The sequence below is a fragment of the Rahnella sp. CG8 genome, from assembly GCF_023701875.1.
Classification (GTDB): Bacteria; Pseudomonadota; Gammaproteobacteria; order Enterobacterales; family Enterobacteriaceae; genus Rahnella; species Rahnella aceris.
This window is the reverse complement of sequence record NZ_JABAED010000017.1, coordinates 59987-77400: the sequence shown is the minus strand read 5'-3', so window position 1 is coordinate 77400 and position 17414 is coordinate 59987. Positions and strand designations below refer to the sequence as shown.

Below are 17414 nucleotides of genomic sequence, written 5' to 3'. Positions count from 1 at the left end.
GCGTCAGGGTTTATTTAAAGGGATGCTTCGTATTTTATATTTCCGCCATAATCATTAATTGCGGTATAATTTATCTTCCCTGTGTTTACCGTCGTCGTCAGCCCGTCGACTTTCATCAACTGAGTGGAATCGGGGGCGATCATTTTTGTTTCCAGTTCGTACTTGCGGCCATTCGTATTCAGAAAAGCTTCATTCACCGTGACAAAGTAAGGGGTGGCATTTTTCGCTTCTGCAAAAACCTGTTGACCATTTTTCACTATTTTCCATGTCAATGCCGTCGCTGCTTCAGAAGCTGAACCCTTCAGCCCCTCAGGACGATAAAACAACTTTATGCGGGTACGAAAAGCCAACTGAAGCAAATTTTCATCGGTACTATTTTTGGCTTTAGGCGGAATTTCAAGAACGTTAAACCAAAATACAGTTTCTTTATCTTTGGGTAATTCGCCCCCAAGGCTGGCAATTTTCACTGTCTGGCCTTGTTTGGCGTTCATTCGTGAAATAGGGGGGGTCACAAGGAAAGGAATTTTCATCTCCTGCGGATTCACATCCTCGCGGCCATCGTCCAGCCAGGATTGAACCAGCAAGGCTTTTTCACCGCGGTTATCCAGTTTCACCGTAATCTCTTTCGCCTGAGCCGGATAAATAATCCGGGTACCAGAAATGACAACATCTGCGCAGGCATCACAAGCAATAAATCCCAGAACGGCAAGGCAGAATGAAACAATTTTTGGTGTCGGTATAAAATTCATATTTCCCTCTATTAAATTTTATAATAAAAGCGCACCTGTTTGTTCATTGGGTACGCTTAATCATTAATTAACGTTGAATATTATTCGTAGTTCATAGTAAAGGTGACGTTAGTATTCACTTTACCCGACTGAACACTATTTGTTGCAGACCAGTCAGCACTAGGTACATAGGCTGCCTTATAGGCAAACACACCACGACCTTCGACCAGAGCCACGCTTTGTGCCACATCAGTCGGGTCGCCGATCAGAACCTGGCTAACGTTGGTTGCTGTGTTGTTGTAAAGCGCAACACTGACGTTTTGCGCACTACCAGAGACGGTAGCATCAGGTTTCAGCGTACCGCTGGACAATTCAGCAAATTGCTGTGAAGAGAAGCTGACGGAGGCTTTTTTCACTGATTCGGCGCAATCATTCAGCATTAACTCGAACTCTTTGGCACCGACACCGCCAGCAGCGCGAGTGGTGACATCCACTGCCGCTTTCGTCACCACAGGCATTGAGATAGTGACATTATTCGCTGCAATACCGTTGTTAGTGGTGATTTCACAGGTCGTGTCAGAGACCGCACCATCAAAGGTAATTAATCCCAAATCCGCTGCCTGGGCAGATAAGCTGCCGAATGCCAGACAAAAGACGGATAAAGGGAAGAGCGTCTTAATTTTTTTCATGAAATGTCCTTTTCATTATGAAAATAACAAAATAGTAAAGTAAAAGTAGTAGTGAATTAAATAAGCTTTTTTCAAAGACTTACTAAGGAGGAATTATAATTACGTTGTTGTTTATATCAAGTTGTACACACTGCAATATGAATGTAACTAAATATTTCATTGTGGGATCTGTAATGAACCCCAGAATTATTTTTTAAGTATTGAATTTTATTTTTAGGGAAGTTATTAATTATCAGATAAAGAGATCTTAATGATCGATTTTTCTAATTGAAATGGAAAACTGCATAGAAATATATATCAAAATATATGATGGATTTAGTTTTAAAATCCGTGAAAATGATAAACAAATTGTGCTATTGAAGGTGGATAAGGTAATCAGGTTTTGTTTGCTTACATAACATACAGGCGTAATGACATGCTGAAGAGGAGGGGAGGCAGAAAGGAAAAATATTAAGGCACCCGAAGGTGCCTGGATGATTAGCACGGAAATTAAAAGTCAGAGGCCCGACGTTTTTAGTGACGAACCGCAGGATGACTTGTTATGCATCTCTTTATTATTTCCCGGCAGCAATTCGCTCGCGAATATGTTTAGCACGTGCTTCTGAAGACGGGTGATCATCAAACCAGCCGATGCTGCTGCCCTGATCCAGTTTTGCCAGTTTCTCAAAACTGGTTGCCAGACCTGTCGGGTCGATACCGCGTTTTTTCAGCAAATCAAACGAGTAATCATCCGCTTCGGATTCCTGTTTCTGCGAGAACTGCGCATTGACGTATTTCTCGCCCAGATCCGCCAGTTGCGATTGTGACAATGTTGCGCTGACGCCGCCGAGTGACGAAATCGCGGAACGTGCCGCCGTGGCGCTGTAGGCGACCTGCATGGCTTTACGGGTATGGCCGAGTGCGACGTGGCCCATTTCATGGCCGAGCACGCCTTCCACTTCATTGTCGTTCATTATGTCCATCAGGCCGCTGTAAACGCGGATACAGCCGTTGGCCATTGCCCAGGCATTGACGTCTTTGGTCAGGTAAACCTTATAGTTGGCGGGCGTGCCGTTAATGTTATCGCCCAGTGCTGCGGAGATTTTTTTCAGGCGCTGTGCGTATTCGCTGCTGTCGGGTGCTATTTGCGCCTTTTTATCCATTTCTTCACAAGACTGCACGCTCAGCGTTTTGACGTCGGCATCGCTCAGGGTATACGCCTGATAAGCCTGCGCGCCGGACTGCATTAAAGTGTCGGTATTGACGGTCGCACAACCGCTGACCAGTGACGCGGTAAAAAGGCTTAACAGAAGAGGGTGAAATTTCATCAATTTGTGTTCCCAGAAAAAGTTAACAAAACAGAAAATGTAGCCTGAAAAAGGCTCTGGTTGTAAGGATAGCGTTAAGGTAGGTTTTTCGCAGTGCACGATCTATAGTGTAAGTCCGAAAAAACGCCCTGATTTAAAAGCGGATTTTGTGAACTTAATCACGAGAGTGATTAGAGATTGCCGTTTTAATGCCGAGTCTGAGAAAATGACTTTCTTGACTGCTTTTTTAATCCGACCTGGAGTAGAACATGTCCTCTCGTAAAGAGCTTGCGAACGCTATTCGCGCACTTAGTATGGATGCCGTGCAGAAAGCGAATTCCGGCCACCCTGGCGCCCCTATGGGCATGGCAGACATTGCCGAAGTGCTGTGGCGCGATTACCTGAATCACAACCCGACTAACCCGCACTGGGCTGACCGTGACCGCTTCGTGCTGTCCAATGGTCATGGCTCTATGCTGATTTATAGCCTGCTGCACCTCACTGGCTATGATCTGCCGATGAGCGAACTGGCTAACTTCCGTCAGTTGCACTCGAAAACCCCGGGCCACCCGGAATACGGTTATACGCCTGGCGTTGAAACCACCACTGGCCCGCTGGGTCAGGGCATCGCGAACGCCGTCGGTTTTGCTATCGCAGAACGTACGCTGGCAGCACAGTTCAACAAACCAGGCCATGACATTGTCGATCACCAGACTTATGCATTCCTGGGCGACGGCTGCATGATGGAAGGCATTTCTCACGAAGTGTGTTCTCTGGCCGGTACCATGAAACTTGGTAAACTGACCGCGTTTTATGATGATAACGGCATCTCCATCGACGGCCACGTAGAAGGCTGGTTCACCGATGACACTGCGGCACGTTTCGAAGCTTACGGCTGGCATGTTGTACGTGGTGTTGATGGTCACAATCCTGACTCTATCAAAGCGGCTATTGAAGAAGCGCACAAAGTTACCGACAAACCTTCCCTGCTGATGTGTAAAACTGTGATCGGTTTCGGTTCGCCGAACAAGGCCGGTACTCACGATGTACACGGTGCCGCACTGGGCGCAGCCGAAGTGGCCGCTACCCGCGAAGCACTGGGCTGGAAATACGCGGCGTTTGAAATCCCGCAAGATATCTATGCGCAGTGGGACGCGAAAGAAGCCGGTAAAGCCAAAGAAGCGGCGTGGAACGACAAGTTTGACGCTTACGCTAAAGCGCACCCTGAACTGGCAAAAGAGTTCAAACGTCGTGTGAACGGCGAGCTGCCAGCAAACTGGGAAACCGAAGCACAGAAATTCATCGAACAATTGCAGGCGAACCCTGCGAACATCGCCAGCCGTAAAGCCTCCCAGAATGCGCTGGAAGCGTTCGGTAAAGTGTTGCCTGAATTCCTGGGCGGCTCTGCTGACCTGGCACCAAGCAACCTGACCATGTGGTCTGGTTCGAAGTCTATCGGCGACGATCAGGCAGGTAACTACATCCATTATGGCGTACGTGAATTCGGTATGACCGCCATCACCAACGGTATCGCGCTGCACGGCGGTTTCCTGCCGTACTCTGCGACTTTCCTGATGTTCGTGGAATATGCGCGTAACGCCGTGCGTATGGCCGCACTGATGAAGATCCGCAACGTGTTCGTGTACACCCATGACTCCATCGGTCTGGGCGAAGATGGCCCGACGCACCAGCCGGTTGAGCAAATCGCCAGCCTGCGCGTTACGCCAAACATGAGCACCTGGCGTCCTGCGGATCAGGTTGAATCTGCCGTGGCATGGAAATACGCCATCGAGCGTAATGACGGTCCGGTTACCCTGATCTTCTCCCGTCAAAATCTGACCCAGCAACCACGTACCGCTGAACAGCTGGCCAACGTGGCGCGCGGGGGTTACGTGCTGAAAGATTGCGACGGTACGCCGGAAGTGATCCTGATCGCGACCGGTTCTGAAGTCGGTATCACGGTAGACGCGGCAGACAAACTGGCTGCTGCGGGCACTAAAGTGCGCGTGGTTTCTATGCCGTCCACGGATGCCTTCGACAAACAGGACGCGGCTTACCGTGAATCTGTCCTGCCGAAAGCCGTTTCTGCGCGCGTTGCGGTTGAAGCCGGTATTGCTGATTACTGGTTCAAATACGTTGGCCTGAATGGTGCTATCGTCGGAATGCACAGCTTCGGCGAATCTGCGCCAGCAGAACTGTTGTTCAAAGAATTCGGTTTCACTGTTGATAACGTTGTTGCTCAGGCACAGGCGTTACTGAAGTAATCCCGCATTCTTAGAGCCGCTTAAAAGCACCTTCGGGTGCTTTTTTTTCGCCTGCATTTTCATGCGCCGGTTCTCAGTTTCGTACGAAATGACGCAGGTCAAACCCTTCTGATGCGGACTCGGTTACACTGCCTGCATTCTGAAAATGTTTCATTCGGTCATTTTTTGCGAAAAATCACTGTCGAAAAGGTGACGAAAAAGTAAAATCACTGTGAATACACAGAATTGACTGGTGTTTTTTTCAGCGATCGGCGCGATTAATGCGGGGTTGTTCTACGAATTATTCCTTTTATTCATCGTTTGGTTTATTCTCAGCTGAACCGTTTCAGTCAGGCTATTTGAGCTTAACATCGTCACCAGGTTGTTATCGTGCCTGAAACTGAAACTTTTCTGCCGCATGCATTGTGCGGACAGATGATGATGGTGATTCACCGTAAACGCACGCTGCATTACTATAGGTGTTACTGATATTGAGTAACAACCGTGTAACAGGGAGATGTATGCCAATACGTATTGCAATTAATGGCTTTGGTCGCATTGGCCGTAGCGTATTGCGCGCGTTATACGAATCCGGGCGTCGGGCGGAAATCTCCGTCATTGCCATCAATGAAATCGCCAGTCCTGAAGGCATGGCACATCTGCTTAAATACGACTCCAGCCACGGGCGCTTTGCCTGGGATGTCCGCCAGGAAGGTGAAAACCTTTACGTCGGCGATGACTCCATCCGTTTACTTCATAAGTCTGATGCCAGCCAGTTGCCGTGGGGCGAACTGAGCATTGACGTCGTGCTTGATTGCACTGGCGTTTATGGCAGCCGTGCAGACGGTGAAGCCCAGCTTGCGGCTGGCGCCAAAAAAATTCTGTTCGCGCATCCGGGCGCTCATGATCTTGACGCCACGGTGGTTTACGGTGTGAACCACCAGTTGCTCGAACGTCAGCACCGCATTGTGTCCAATGCGTCCTGCACCACCAACTGTATTATCCCTGTGATCAAACTGCTCGACGATGCTTTTGGCATTGAGTCCGGCACGGTAACGACCATCCATTCCTCAATGAATGACCAACCGGTTATCGATGCGTACCATGCGGATTTACGCCGTACGCGCGCCGCCAGCCAGTCCATTATCCCGGTCGATACCAAGCTGGCCGCAGGGATCACACGCATCATGCCCAAATTCTGCGATCGCTTTGAAGCGATCTCGGTGCGTGTGCCGACAATCAATGTCACAGCCATTGATCTGAGTGTATTTGTCGAGGGTTCTGTGACGGTAGGCGAGGTTAACCAGTTGCTGCAAAAGGCTGCAACAGGTGCTTTTCGTGGTATTGTTGACTATACCGAACTACCATTAGTCTCGACAGATTTTAACCATGATCCCCATAGCGCCATCGTAGATGGAACGCAGACGCGGGTAAGTGGACAGCACCTGATTAAGACACTGGTCTGGTGCGATAACGAGTGGGGTTTTGCCAACCGAATGTTGGATACAACATTGGCAATGTCCGCTAGCGGTTTCTAGTACGGCTGTTCCGGTCTCCCGACCGAAACGGCCTTCAAGCAACTTTAAAGAGAATCAACGAGAGGATTCACCATGTCTGTTATTAAGATGAGCGATCTGGATTTAGCGGGTAAACGCGTACTAATCCGTGCCGATCTGAACGTGCCAGTTAAAGATGGCAAAGTAACGTCAGATGCACGTATCCGCGCTTCTTTACCAACCATCGAAATTGCCCTGAAACAAGGCGCACGCGTGATGGTTACCTCGCATCTGGGTCGTCCGACTGAAGGCGAATATAACGAAGAGTTTTCTCTGCTGCCGGTTGTTAATTACCTGAAAGAGCATCTGAAATCCCCAGTACGTCTGGCGAAAGATTACCTTGATGGTGTTGAAGTTGCCGAAGGTGAGCTGGTGGTTCTGGAAAACGTTCGCTTTAACAAAGGCGAAAAGAAAGACGACGAAGCCCTGTCCAAAAAATATGCTGCCCTGTGTGACATCTATGTGATGGACGCATTTGGTACCGCGCACCGCGCGCAAGCTTCTACTCACGGCGTGGGCAAATTTGCTCCGATCGCCTGTGCCGGTCCGCTGCTGTCTGCAGAACTGGAAGCACTGGGTAAAGCGCTGGGTAACCCGGCACGTCCGATGGTGGCTATCGTTGGCGGTTCTAAAGTTTCTACCAAACTGACCGTTCTGGATTCCCTGTCTAAAATCGCTGACCAGCTGATCGTTGGCGGTGGTATCGCGAACACCTTCGTGGCTGCTCAAGGCAACAACGTCGGTAAATCCCTGTACGAAGCAGACCTGGTCGGCACCGCAAGCAAATTGCTGGAAACCTGCGACATTCCTGTTCCTACCGATGTTCGCGTGGCGACTGAGTTCTCTGAAACAGCCGTTGCAACGGTGAAGTCTGTTAAAGACATCAAAGATGACGAACAAATTCTCGACATGGGCGATGAGTCTGCATACCGCCTGGCTGAGATCATTAAAAACGCTAAAACCATTCTGTGGAATGGTCCTGTAGGCGTGTTCGAGTTCCCTAACTTCCGTAAAGGGACCGAAATTGTGGCGCAGGCTATTGCTGACAGCGATGCATTCTCTATCGCAGGCGGCGGCGACACACTGGCAGCTATCGATTTGTTCGGTATCGCTGACAAAATTTCCTATATCTCCACTGGCGGTGGCGCATTCCTGGAATTCGTTGAAGGGAAAGCACTGCCAGCGGTTGTGATGCTGGAAGAGCGTGCTAAGAAGTAATGAACCCTGAACGGGGAGCATAATGCTGTCCGTTCTTCTTTGCCGCGCGGGGGGCTGCACAGTGGAGCCCGCGCGACATAGCAAACCGATTCAATCCATCTACGGCCGACGAATACAGGACAAAGAACTATGTCTAAAATTTTTGATTTCGTAAAACCAGGCGTTATCACTGGTGATGATGTACAGAAAGTTTTCGCTATTGCTAAAGAAAACAAATTTGCTCTGCCAGCGGTTAACTGCGTAGGCACCGACTCTATCAACGCCGTTCTCGAAGCTGCTGCGAAAGTCCGTTCACCGGTTATCGTTCAGTTCTCTAACGGTGGCGCTGCGTTTATCGCCGGTAAAGGCCTGAAAACTGACGTGCCACAAGGCGCGGCAATCCTGGGTGCAATCTCTGGCGCACACCATGTGCATCAGATGGCAGAACATTACGGCGTGCCAGTTATCCTGCACACCGACCACTGCGCGAAAAAACTGCTGCCATGGATCGACGGACTGCTGGACGCGGGTGAAGCTCACTACGCGAAAACCGGTAAACCACTGTTCTCTTCTCACATGATCGACCTGTCTGAAGAGTCTCTGGAAGAAAACATCGAAATTTGCAGCAAGTATTTAGCTCGCATGGCAAAAATCGACATGACTCTGGAAATCGAACTGGGTTGTACCGGCGGTGAAGAAGATGGCGTAGACAACAGCCATATGGACGCGTCTGCACTGTACACTCAACCGCAAGACGTTGATTATGCATACGAAAAACTGAACGCCATCAGCCCGCGTTTCACTATCGCTGCGTCATTCGGTAACGTACACGGTGTTTACAAACCAGGTAACGTTAAACTGACTCCAACTATCCTGCGTGATTCTCAGGAATACGTGTGCAAGAAACATAACCTGCCACACAACAGCCTGAACTTCGTATTCCACGGCGGTTCCGGTTCTACTGCAGCAGAAATCAAAGAATCTGTAGGTTACGGTGTTATCAAAATGAACATCGATACCGACACTCAGTGGGCTAACTGGGACGGTATCCTGCAGTTCTACAAGAAAAACGAAGCTTACCTGCAAGGTCAGTTGGGTAACCCGGAAGGCGCGGACAAACCTAACAAGAAATTCTATGACCCGCGCGTATGGCTGCGTTCTGCACAGTCTTCCATGGTGACTCGCCTGGAACTGGCATTCAAAGAACTGAACGCAATCGACGTACTGTAATTCTTACGCTTCCGGTGCTTGACCACCGGAATGTGAGGATAATCGTCAAAGGGGCTTCGGCCCCTTTTTTATTGCCTGCTTTCCGGCCACAATAGCCCGTTATCCGTGTTTCGCCAGAATCCCCGAAGAGAGAGCCATGAAGCCAAAATCTGTCACCCTCGATGATGTCGCGCGCCACGCCGGTGTGTCTTATCAGACCGTTTCGCGCGTCCTGAATCAGGCTGCACACGTCTCGGTCAGAACGCGCAACAAAGTCGAACAGGCAATGGCTGCGCTGAATTACGTCCCGAACCGTGTCGCCCAGCAACTGGCGGGCAAACAAAGTTACACCCTTGGGCTGGCGACCACCGAACTGGCGCTACACGCTCCGTCGCAAATTGCGTCGGCAATGAAAACCCGCGCAAATCAGCTAGGTTTCAACGTCGTGATATCGATGATTGATAACCTGAGCCTTGCCGCGTGTCGTACGGCGGTGAATGAACTGATGTCACAGCGTGTCGATGGCGTGCTGATTAACGTGCCGCTGTCGAATGAGGACGCAGACGCGATCGCACAGCTTTGCGGCAATTTACCGGCGCTGTTTCTGGATGTCGATCCGCAGGCCGATGTGTTTAAAATTCTGTTCGATCCTCACTGCGGGGCAGAGCAGGGCGTCGAACATTTGCTGGCGCTCGGACATCAGCAGATCGCCGTACTGACCGGCCCGCTCGAATCCATATCTGCACGCTTACGTTATGAAGGCTGGCTGAATACGCTGGCATTGCACGATATTACGCCGTGCGCGGTTCAGCATGGCGACTGGAGCGCGGCTTCGGGTTACCAGCAGGCATTATTGTTGCTCAATCAGCCCGCACGCCCTACGGCGATCCTGGTCGCCAATGATCAGATGGCGCTGGGCGTACTGCGCGCGGTCCATGAGTTTGGCCTGCGGGTGCCGGAGCAAATCTCGGTGATGGGCTATGACGATACTGAAGACAGCGCATTTTTCTTCCCGCCGCTGACCACCATCAAACAGGATTTCCGCCTGCTCGGTCACGAGAGCATTAACCGGCTGGTAGAGCATCTGCATACGCATGGCGATCACCTGCAGTCCTCATTGTTACTGCCCACTTCTTTAGTTGAACGCCATACAACCGCCAGACCGGGTACAGACACTGTGTCGCAGGAAACTTTATCGCAGGAACTGATCCGCATCGCACGTCAGCTCAGCGCGCTGTAAATCTTTTTTAAGAACTGACTGACGCGGAATTTGTGATCCGCGTCCCTTTCCCGCATCCCCGCACTTTACTTACTCTCTCCGGTTACGCATGTTTATATTATTGTGAGCGCATAACAATTTACCGGGGAGATATTATGAATCCATCAGCGGAAGATAAATTATCATCGCTGGCCACTGTTCTGGCCCGCCGTGACTGGGAAAAACCGGCCTCGACGCAGTGCAACCGATTACCCGCACACCCGCCGTTCAACAGCTGGCGAAATGCAGAGAAAGCGAGAAACAACAAGGCTTCAGGAAAAATTCGTAACCTGAATGGCGAGTGGGCGTTCAGCTATTTTAACCGTCCTGAAGCCGTGCCGGAGCAATGGCTGCAACAGGATCTGGCTGATGCCGATGCTGTGCAGGTGCCATCTAACTGGCAACTGGCGGGATACGATGCGCCGATTTATACCAACGTGCAGTACCCGATCCCGGTCAATCCGCCATTTGTACCGGAAGAAAACCCTGCAGGTTGTTACTCGCTCACAGTTTCTGTGGATAATGACTGGCTGAGCAGCGGGCAGACGCGCATCGTGTTTAACGGCGTCAATTCTGCTTTCTACTTATGGTGTAACGGTCAGTGGGTCGGCTATTCGCAGGACAGCCGTTTACCGGCGGAATTCGATCTCAGTCATGTGCTGCATGCGGGTGAAAACCGGCTGGCGGTGATGGTGCTGCGCTGGAGCGACGGCAGCTATCTGGAAGATCAGGATATGTGGCGCATGAGCGGGATTTTCCGCGATGTCACCTTGCTGCATAAACCGGCAGAGCAAATTACTGACATGCAGGTGCGCACGCATCTGTTCTACGGCTTCACGCAGGCCGAACTGGAAGTGCAAGTCAGCGCCGCGGTACCGCCGGACACCGCGGCTGATTATCAGGTGCGCGTCCAGTTGTGGCAGGGCGATAAACCTGTCGCAGAACATCAGCAACCGCTCGGCAGTGAAATCATTGATGAACGCGGGACGGCATTTGACCGCACCACGCTGCGTCTGCCGGTCAGCCGGCCCGCATTATGGAGCGCTGAACAGCCCGCTTTATACCGTGCTGTCATTTCCCTGATTTCTCCGCAGGGCCAGCTTATTGAAGCCGAGGCCTGTGACGTCGGTTTCCGTCAGGTGGAAATCAGCAACGGGCTGCTGAAAGTGAACGGTCAGCCGGTGCTGATCCGGGGCACCAACCGCCACGAACATCATCCTGAAAACGGTCAGGTGATGGATGAGGCCACCATGCGCCGCGACATTGTGCTGATGAAGCAACACAACTTCAACGCCGTGCGCTGCTCGCATTATCCGAACCATCCGCTGTGGTACCGGCTCTGTGACGAATACGGTCTGTACGTCGTGGATGAAGCCAATATCGAAACCCACGGCATGCAGCCGATGAACCGTCTGTCGGATGATCCGGTGTGGTTCAGCGCCTTCAGCGAACGCGTGACGCGTATGGTTCAGCGCGACCGCAATCATCCGTGCATCATCATCTGGTCACTGGGCAACGAATCCGGCCACGGCGCGAATCACGATGCGCTGTACCGCTGGATCAAATCTGTCGATCCGACCCGTCCGGTGCAGTACGAAGGCGGCGGCGCCAACAGCGCGGCGACCGACATTATCTGCCCGATGTATTCCCGCGTTGAGCAGGATCAGCCGTTCCCGGCGGTACCGAAATGGTCGATTAAAAAGTGGATCAGCATGCCGGACGAAACGCGTCCGCTGATCCTCTGCGAATACGCCCATGCGATGGGCAACAGCTTTGGCGGCTTTGATAAATACTGGAAAGCGTTCCGTCAGTTCCCGCGTCTGCAGGGCGGTTTTGTCTGGGACTGGGTTGATCAGAGTCTGCTGCGCACCAGCGAAAACGGTGAGCGTTATATGGCCTACGGCGGCGATTTTGGTGATACGCCAAATGACCGGCAGTTCTGCATGAACGGTCTGATATTCGCTGACCGCACTCCGCATCCGTCCTTGTTTGAAGCCCAGCGCGCCCAGCAATTTTTCCAGTTCTCGCTCACAGATACTTCGCCTTTGACGATTGAAATACAAAGCGAATACCTGTTCCGGCACAGTGATAATGAGCAGTTAGTCTGGCGCATCGAACGTGACGGCGAAGTCATTTCGCAGGGCGAGGCGGTACTGAATATCGCGCCCAACGGCAAACAAACCCTGAATCTGGGGGATATACCGCAGGCAGAAGGCGATCTGTGGCTGAACGTCGCCGTGCATCAGCCGCAGGCGACGGCCTGGTCAGATGCCGGTCACCGCAGTGCCTGGGATCAATGGCAGTTGCCGCAACCGCTGATATTGCCGGTGCCGGAAAAAATCTCTGCCGCCACGCCGGTTCTCGATCAGCAAGGTGATGTGATTTCCGTACTGCACGGCGCGCAGTGCTGGCAGTTCAGTCAGCAAAGCGGATTGCTGGAACAGTGGTTCGATGGTAAAACGCCGCGCCTGCTTTCCGCCTTGCGCGACCAGTTTGTCCGTGCGCCGGTAGATAACGATATCGGTGTCAGCGAAGTCACCCGTATTGACCCGAATGCCTGGGTTGAGCGCTGGAAAGCAGCGGGTATGTACCACCTGGAATCGCGTTTATTAAACATCTCCGCCGATCAGTTGCAGGACGGGGTAGTGATCACGACCACTCACGCGTTTATGGCGGAGGAAGAAACGCGACTGCTGAGCCGCAAGATTTTCCGCATTGATAATCAGGGCGAACTGCATATCAGCGCGGAGGTTCGCGTGGCATCAAACGTGCCGTCACCGGGGCGCATTGGCCTGACCTGTCAGTTGGCTGAAACCGCAAAAAACGTTAGCTGGCTGGGCCTGGGACCGCATGAAAACTACCCGGATCGCCGTCTGGCTGCGCAGCACGGGCGCTGGAATTTGCCGTTGACCGAGATGTACACGCCTTACGTTTTCCCGACCGAAAACGGTCTGCGCGGAGAGACCCGTGAGCTGGATTACGCCGGATGGACGCTGCGTGGCAATTTCCACTTTGGCCTGAGCCGCTACAGCCTGCAACAGTTGATGGACACCAGCCATCGTCACCTGTTGCGTGAAGAAGAGGGCACCTGGCTGAACATCGACGGCTTCCATATGGGCGTCGGCGGTGATGATTCGTGGAGCCCGAGCGTCAGCCCTGATTTCCTGCTGACAGCCGGTCAGTACCATTATTCGTTCACCTGGAAACGTGCCTGACAGCCTGTGCCGCCGTGTTAATCCCCGGCGGCGCGATATTCAGACGTAAGGAAAATGCTTATGTATTACCTGAAAAATACTAACTTTTGGATGTTCGGGCTGTTCTTCTTCTTTTACTTTTTCATCATGGGTGCCTACTTCCCGTTCTTCCCGATCTGGCTGCATGATATTAATCAGATCAGCAAAAGCGACACCGGCATTATCTTCGCCAGCATTTCGCTGTTCTCACTGTTGTTCCAGCCGGTGTTTGGTTTACTCGCCGATAAACTGGGGCTGAAAAAGCATTTGCTGTGGATCATCACCGGCATGTTGATCCTGTTTGCGCCATTCTTTATCTACGTGTTTGGGCCGTTACTGAAAATTAATATCTATCTCGGTTCGGTGGTGGGCGGGATTTACCTTGGCCTGATTTACAACGCCGGTGCGCCTGCGATTGAAGCCTATATCGAGAAAGTCAGCCGTCGCAGCAGCTTTGAATTTGGCCGTGCACGTATGTTCGGTTGTGTCGGCTGGGCGCTTTGCGCATCGGTGGTCGGCATCATGTTTACCATCAACAATGAATTTGTGTTCTGGCTCGGCTCCGGCTGTGCGGTGATCCTCGCTATCCTGTTGCTGATCGCCAAACCGGAAGTCACGTCCAGCGCGCGCGTGGCCAACGAACTGGGGGCGAACAGCAAACCGTTCAATCTCAAACTCGCCCTCGAACTGCTGAAAGACAAGAAGCTGTGGTTCCTGGCGCTGTACGTCATCGGTGTTTCCTGTACGTACGACGTGTTCGATCAGCAGTTTGCCAACTTCTTTACCTCCTTCTTCACGTCATCTTCTGAAGGGACGCGCGTCTTTGGCTATGTGACCACGATGGGCGAACTGCTCAACGCCTGCATCATGTTTTTCGCACCGCTGATAGTAAACCGCATTGGTGGCAAGAATGCTTTGCTGCTGGCCGGTACCATCATGTCAGTGCGCATCATCGGCTCGTCTTTCGCGTCATCGCCGCTGGAAGTGGTGGTGCTGAAAACCTTGCACATGTTTGAGGTGCCGTTCCTGATTGTCGGTTGCTTCAAGTACATTACGTCTGTGTTTGAGGTGCGTTTCTCGGCGACGATTTATCTGGTGACTTTTTGCTTCTTCAAACAGGTGGCGATCATCTTTATGTCCGTTTTCGCGGGCAACATGTATGACCGAATCGGTTTCCACGGCACCTATCTGATCCTCGGAGTCATCGCGCTGACCTTCACGGTGATTGCTGCCTTTACGCTGAGTGGCCGCGGCCCCCTTCAGGCATTCAAAACCCCTGAACCGTTAAAAAACAGCCACGCAAATTCTTAATTTATCTGAACTCTTTGCTGCGAAATTGGCACTTCATCGCATTGTTAGTTAACCTTACAGGACACTTGCTGCCTCGTTAAACGGGGCAGCTTTGGTTTCTTGCAGCCCGTGAGGGTGTAATTTTGGGGTACTTTAAATGGATGATTTAAACGTTGTGGGCAGCATCAATAATGCTGGCAACTGGTTGGTGAGAAACCAGGCGTTACTGCTTCATTACGCGGTGAATATTGTGGCAGCGATCTTCATTCTGATTGTGGGGATGATTATCGCCCGTGTCGTTTCCGGTGCCGTCAGCCGGGTCTTAAAAGTTCGTGGTATTGACATCACCGTTTCCGACTTCCTTTCCGCCATGGTGCGTTACGCGATTATCGCCTTCACGCTGATTGCGGTTCTGGGGCGGATTGGCGTGCAAACCACGTCCGTGATTGCCGTCATCGGTGCCGCCGGTCTGGCCGTCGGTCTGGCATTACAGGGGTCGCTGTCCAACTTTGCGGCCGGCGTTTTGCTGGTGATCTTCCGTCCGTTCCGTGCCGGTGAATATGTCGATCTCGGCGGCGTGGCCGGTACCGTCACTCAGGTACAAATTTTTTCCACTACCCTGCGTACGCCGGACAACAAAATCATTGTGGTGCCGAATGGTAAAATCATCGCCGGTAACATCATCAATAATTCACGCGAACCGACCAGCCGTATCGAGCTGACGGTGGGCGTGGGTTATGACTCAGACATCGATCTGGTGAAAACGATCCTGACCGACATCATCACGGCCGATCAGCGTGTTTTGAAAGATAAAGACGTCGTGGTTCGCCTCAACGAAATGGCAGCTTCAACCCTGAATTTCATTGTGTACGCCTGGACCAGCAACGGTGATGCACAGAACGTGAAATGGGATCTGCTGGAATCGTTCAAACGCGCGCTGGATAAAAACAATATCAATATTGCGTATCCGCAGATGGATGTTCACCTGTATCAGGTGGCGAATGCGGCGGGCAACCAGCAGGAAGAGCGACGCACTTTCGAATAAAATATTCTTCCCGGATTCAGATTTTCACAGGCGCCTGCGGGCGCCTTTTTCATGCCTGAAATATCATCCTGCCACTGATAAGCCAGTCTAATGACCGATTAGAAATATCCATTTCCTCTTATACCGGCTAAGCCCTTACACTGCGCGCAATCTCTGTTATTCACTCTCTGAAGGATATCCCATGCTGGCTATTTTCCTGCAAGGACTGGCGATGAGCGCCGCGATGATTTTACCCATTGGCCCGCAGAATGCATTTGTGATGAATCAGGGCATCCGTCGTCAGTATCATCTGATGATCGCCGGTTTGTGCGCCCTGAGTGACATCGCGCTGATTTGCGGCGGCATTTTTGGCGGAAGCGCGTTGCTGAGCAAATCTCCGACGTTGCTGTTGCTGGTGAGCTGGGGGGGCGTGGCATTTTTACTGTGGTATGGCTGGGGCGCATTTCGCACGGCATTCAGCAAAAACCCCGAACTGGCGCAGGCTGAAGTGGCGAAGCAAAGTCGCTGGAAAATTGTCGTCAGCATGCTGGCGGTGACCTGGCTGAATCCGCATGTTTATCTCGATACTTTCGTGGTGCTCGGCAGTCTGGGCGGCAGCCTGAGCCATGATGAGCGTTCGTGGTTTGCGCTCGGCGCGGTCAGTGCGTCAGTGATGTGGTTCTTCGGGCTGGCCATTCTCGCCGCCATGCTCGCGCCCTGGCTGAATACCGGCAAAGTGCAGAGGGTGATCAACGTTATCGTCGGCGTGATCATGTGGGGGATTGCAATACAACTGGCGCGTCAGACCGGGGTATTTTGAGTTTTGTCACTAATCTTAGTTTCTGTTGTAACGGATTATGCTACGGTTTCGCAGATTGTTTGACCTATCTATTGCCAGATCTTTGATGATTAATGGAGGCACTGTGAAACTGAAAGCATTGGCTGTAGCAGCGATGTTGGGATTAGGGACATTACCGCTGGCGTTACAGGCGGCAGAATTACCTGCCGGGCCGCACGTCGTGACGTCAGGCACCGCAAGCGTGGATGCCACGCCGGATATCGCGACGCTGGCGATTGAAGTCAGCGTGTCGGCGAACGATTCAGCCAGCGCCAAGAAGCAGGCTGATGAACGCGTGGCAGAGTACTTTGCTTTCCTGCAGAAAAACGGCATTGAGAAAAAAGATATCAATGCGGCGAACCTGCGTACTCAGCCGGAATATAACTACCTGAAAGATGGCACGTCACAGCTCAAGGGCTACCGCGCCGTGCGTCAGGTTCAGGTAACTTTGCGTCAGCTCGACAAACTGAATGAACTGCTGGATGGCGCGCTGAACTCCGGCCTGAATGAAGTGCGTGCGGTTGAACTGGGCGTCGCCAATCCGGATAAATTCCGTGATGAAGCGCGTCAGAAAGCGATTGAAAACGCCACGCAGCAGGCAAAATCGCTGGCCGAAGGTTTCCATACCAAACTGGGGCCGGTTTACAGCATTCGTTATCACGTTGCTAACTACCAGCCGATGCCGGTGGCGCGTATGTATAAAACCGCCGAAGCCGCAGGGCAGAGCGATGTCGCGCAAACCTACGAGCAGCAAAGTATTCATTTCGACGATCAGGTCGATGTGGTATTCGAATTGCAGCCTCAGGCACCTGCACCAGCCCCGGCTCCGGCTCAGTAAGAATGAATCTGTAAAAATGAAAAAA

At 51.9% G+C, this 17414-nt stretch carries 13 protein-coding genes; 10 read left to right on the top strand and 3 right to left on the bottom strand.

Going from position 1 to position 17414, the window contains the following annotated elements:
- Nucleotides 1–14 precede the first annotated feature (14 nt).
- From HGO41_RS16555 to loiP, 3 genes are all read right to left on the bottom strand, one after another.
- On the bottom strand, nt 15–749 hold the full coding sequence (locus HGO41_RS16555) for a fimbrial chaperone (RefSeq protein ID WP_153376510.1): 735 nt from the start codon (nt 747–749) through the stop codon (nt 15–17).
- A gap of 80 nt (nt 750–829) precedes the next feature.
- A complete protein-coding gene (locus tag HGO41_RS16550; protein ID WP_013576807.1) occupies nt 830–1417 on the bottom strand; it encodes a fimbrial protein in 588 nt (195 codons plus the stop codon).
- 554 nt (nt 1418–1971) lie between these two features.
- A complete protein-coding gene (gene loiP, locus HGO41_RS16545) occupies nt 1972–2724 on the bottom strand; it encodes a metalloprotease LoiP (RefSeq protein ID WP_013576806.1) in 753 nt (250 codons plus the stop codon).
- A 248-nt stretch (nt 2725–2972) separates the two neighbouring features.
- Between loiP and tkt the strand changes: the two genes are divergently transcribed.
- The 10 genes from tkt to HGO41_RS16495 all read left to right on the top strand — a co-directional run bounded on the left by tkt (nt 2973) and on the right by HGO41_RS16495 (nt 17389).
- Nucleotides 2973–4967 (top strand): transketolase, encoded by a 1995-nt coding sequence (gene tkt, locus HGO41_RS16540; RefSeq protein ID WP_217244316.1) that lies wholly within the window; start codon nt 2973–2975, stop codon nt 4965–4967.
- A 500-nt stretch (nt 4968–5467) separates the two neighbouring features.
- On the top strand, nt 5468–6484 hold the full coding sequence (gene epd / locus HGO41_RS16535) for an erythrose-4-phosphate dehydrogenase (protein WP_217244317.1): 1017 nt from the start codon (nt 5468–5470) through the stop codon (nt 6482–6484).
- Nucleotides 6485–6556: 72 nt separating this feature from the next.
- A complete protein-coding gene (pgk, locus tag HGO41_RS16530; protein WP_013576803.1) occupies nt 6557–7720 on the top strand; it encodes a phosphoglycerate kinase in 1164 nt (387 codons plus the stop codon).
- Between the two features lie 129 nt (nt 7721–7849).
- Nucleotides 7850–8929 carry a class II fructose-bisphosphate aldolase gene (gene fbaA / locus HGO41_RS16525; protein ID WP_013576802.1) on the top strand — a complete coding sequence of 360 codons (1080 nt, stop codon included), beginning with the start codon at nt 7850–7852 and terminating at the stop codon, nt 8927–8929.
- A gap of 136 nt (nt 8930–9065) precedes the next feature.
- Nucleotides 9066–10148, top strand: coding sequence for a LacI family DNA-binding transcriptional regulator (locus tag HGO41_RS16520; protein ID WP_250981229.1), 1083 nt, complete (start codon nt 9066–9068; stop codon nt 10146–10148).
- A 134-nt stretch (nt 10149–10282) separates the two neighbouring features.
- Nucleotides 10283–13381 (top strand): beta-galactosidase, encoded by a 3099-nt coding sequence (locus HGO41_RS16515; RefSeq protein ID WP_250981228.1) that lies wholly within the window; start codon nt 10283–10285, stop codon nt 13379–13381.
- 60 nt (nt 13382–13441) lie between these two features.
- A complete protein-coding gene (locus HGO41_RS16510) occupies nt 13442–14710 on the top strand; it encodes an MFS transporter (RefSeq protein WP_112150877.1) in 1269 nt (422 codons plus the stop codon).
- Between the two features lie 136 nt (nt 14711–14846).
- On the top strand, nt 14847–15734 hold the full coding sequence (gene mscS, locus HGO41_RS16505; protein WP_013576798.1) for a small-conductance mechanosensitive channel MscS: 888 nt from the start codon (nt 14847–14849) through the stop codon (nt 15732–15734).
- A 181-nt stretch (nt 15735–15915) separates the two neighbouring features.
- Nucleotides 15916–16533 carry an arginine exporter ArgO gene (argO, locus tag HGO41_RS16500; protein ID WP_015690338.1) on the top strand — a complete coding sequence of 206 codons (618 nt, stop codon included), beginning with the start codon at nt 15916–15918 and terminating at the stop codon, nt 16531–16533.
- A 103-nt stretch (nt 16534–16636) separates the two neighbouring features.
- Entirely contained in the window at nt 16637–17389 is a 753-nt protein-coding gene (locus tag HGO41_RS16495; RefSeq protein WP_250981227.1) for an oxidative stress defense protein, read from the top strand.
- Nucleotides 17390–17414: the final 25 nt, after the last annotated feature.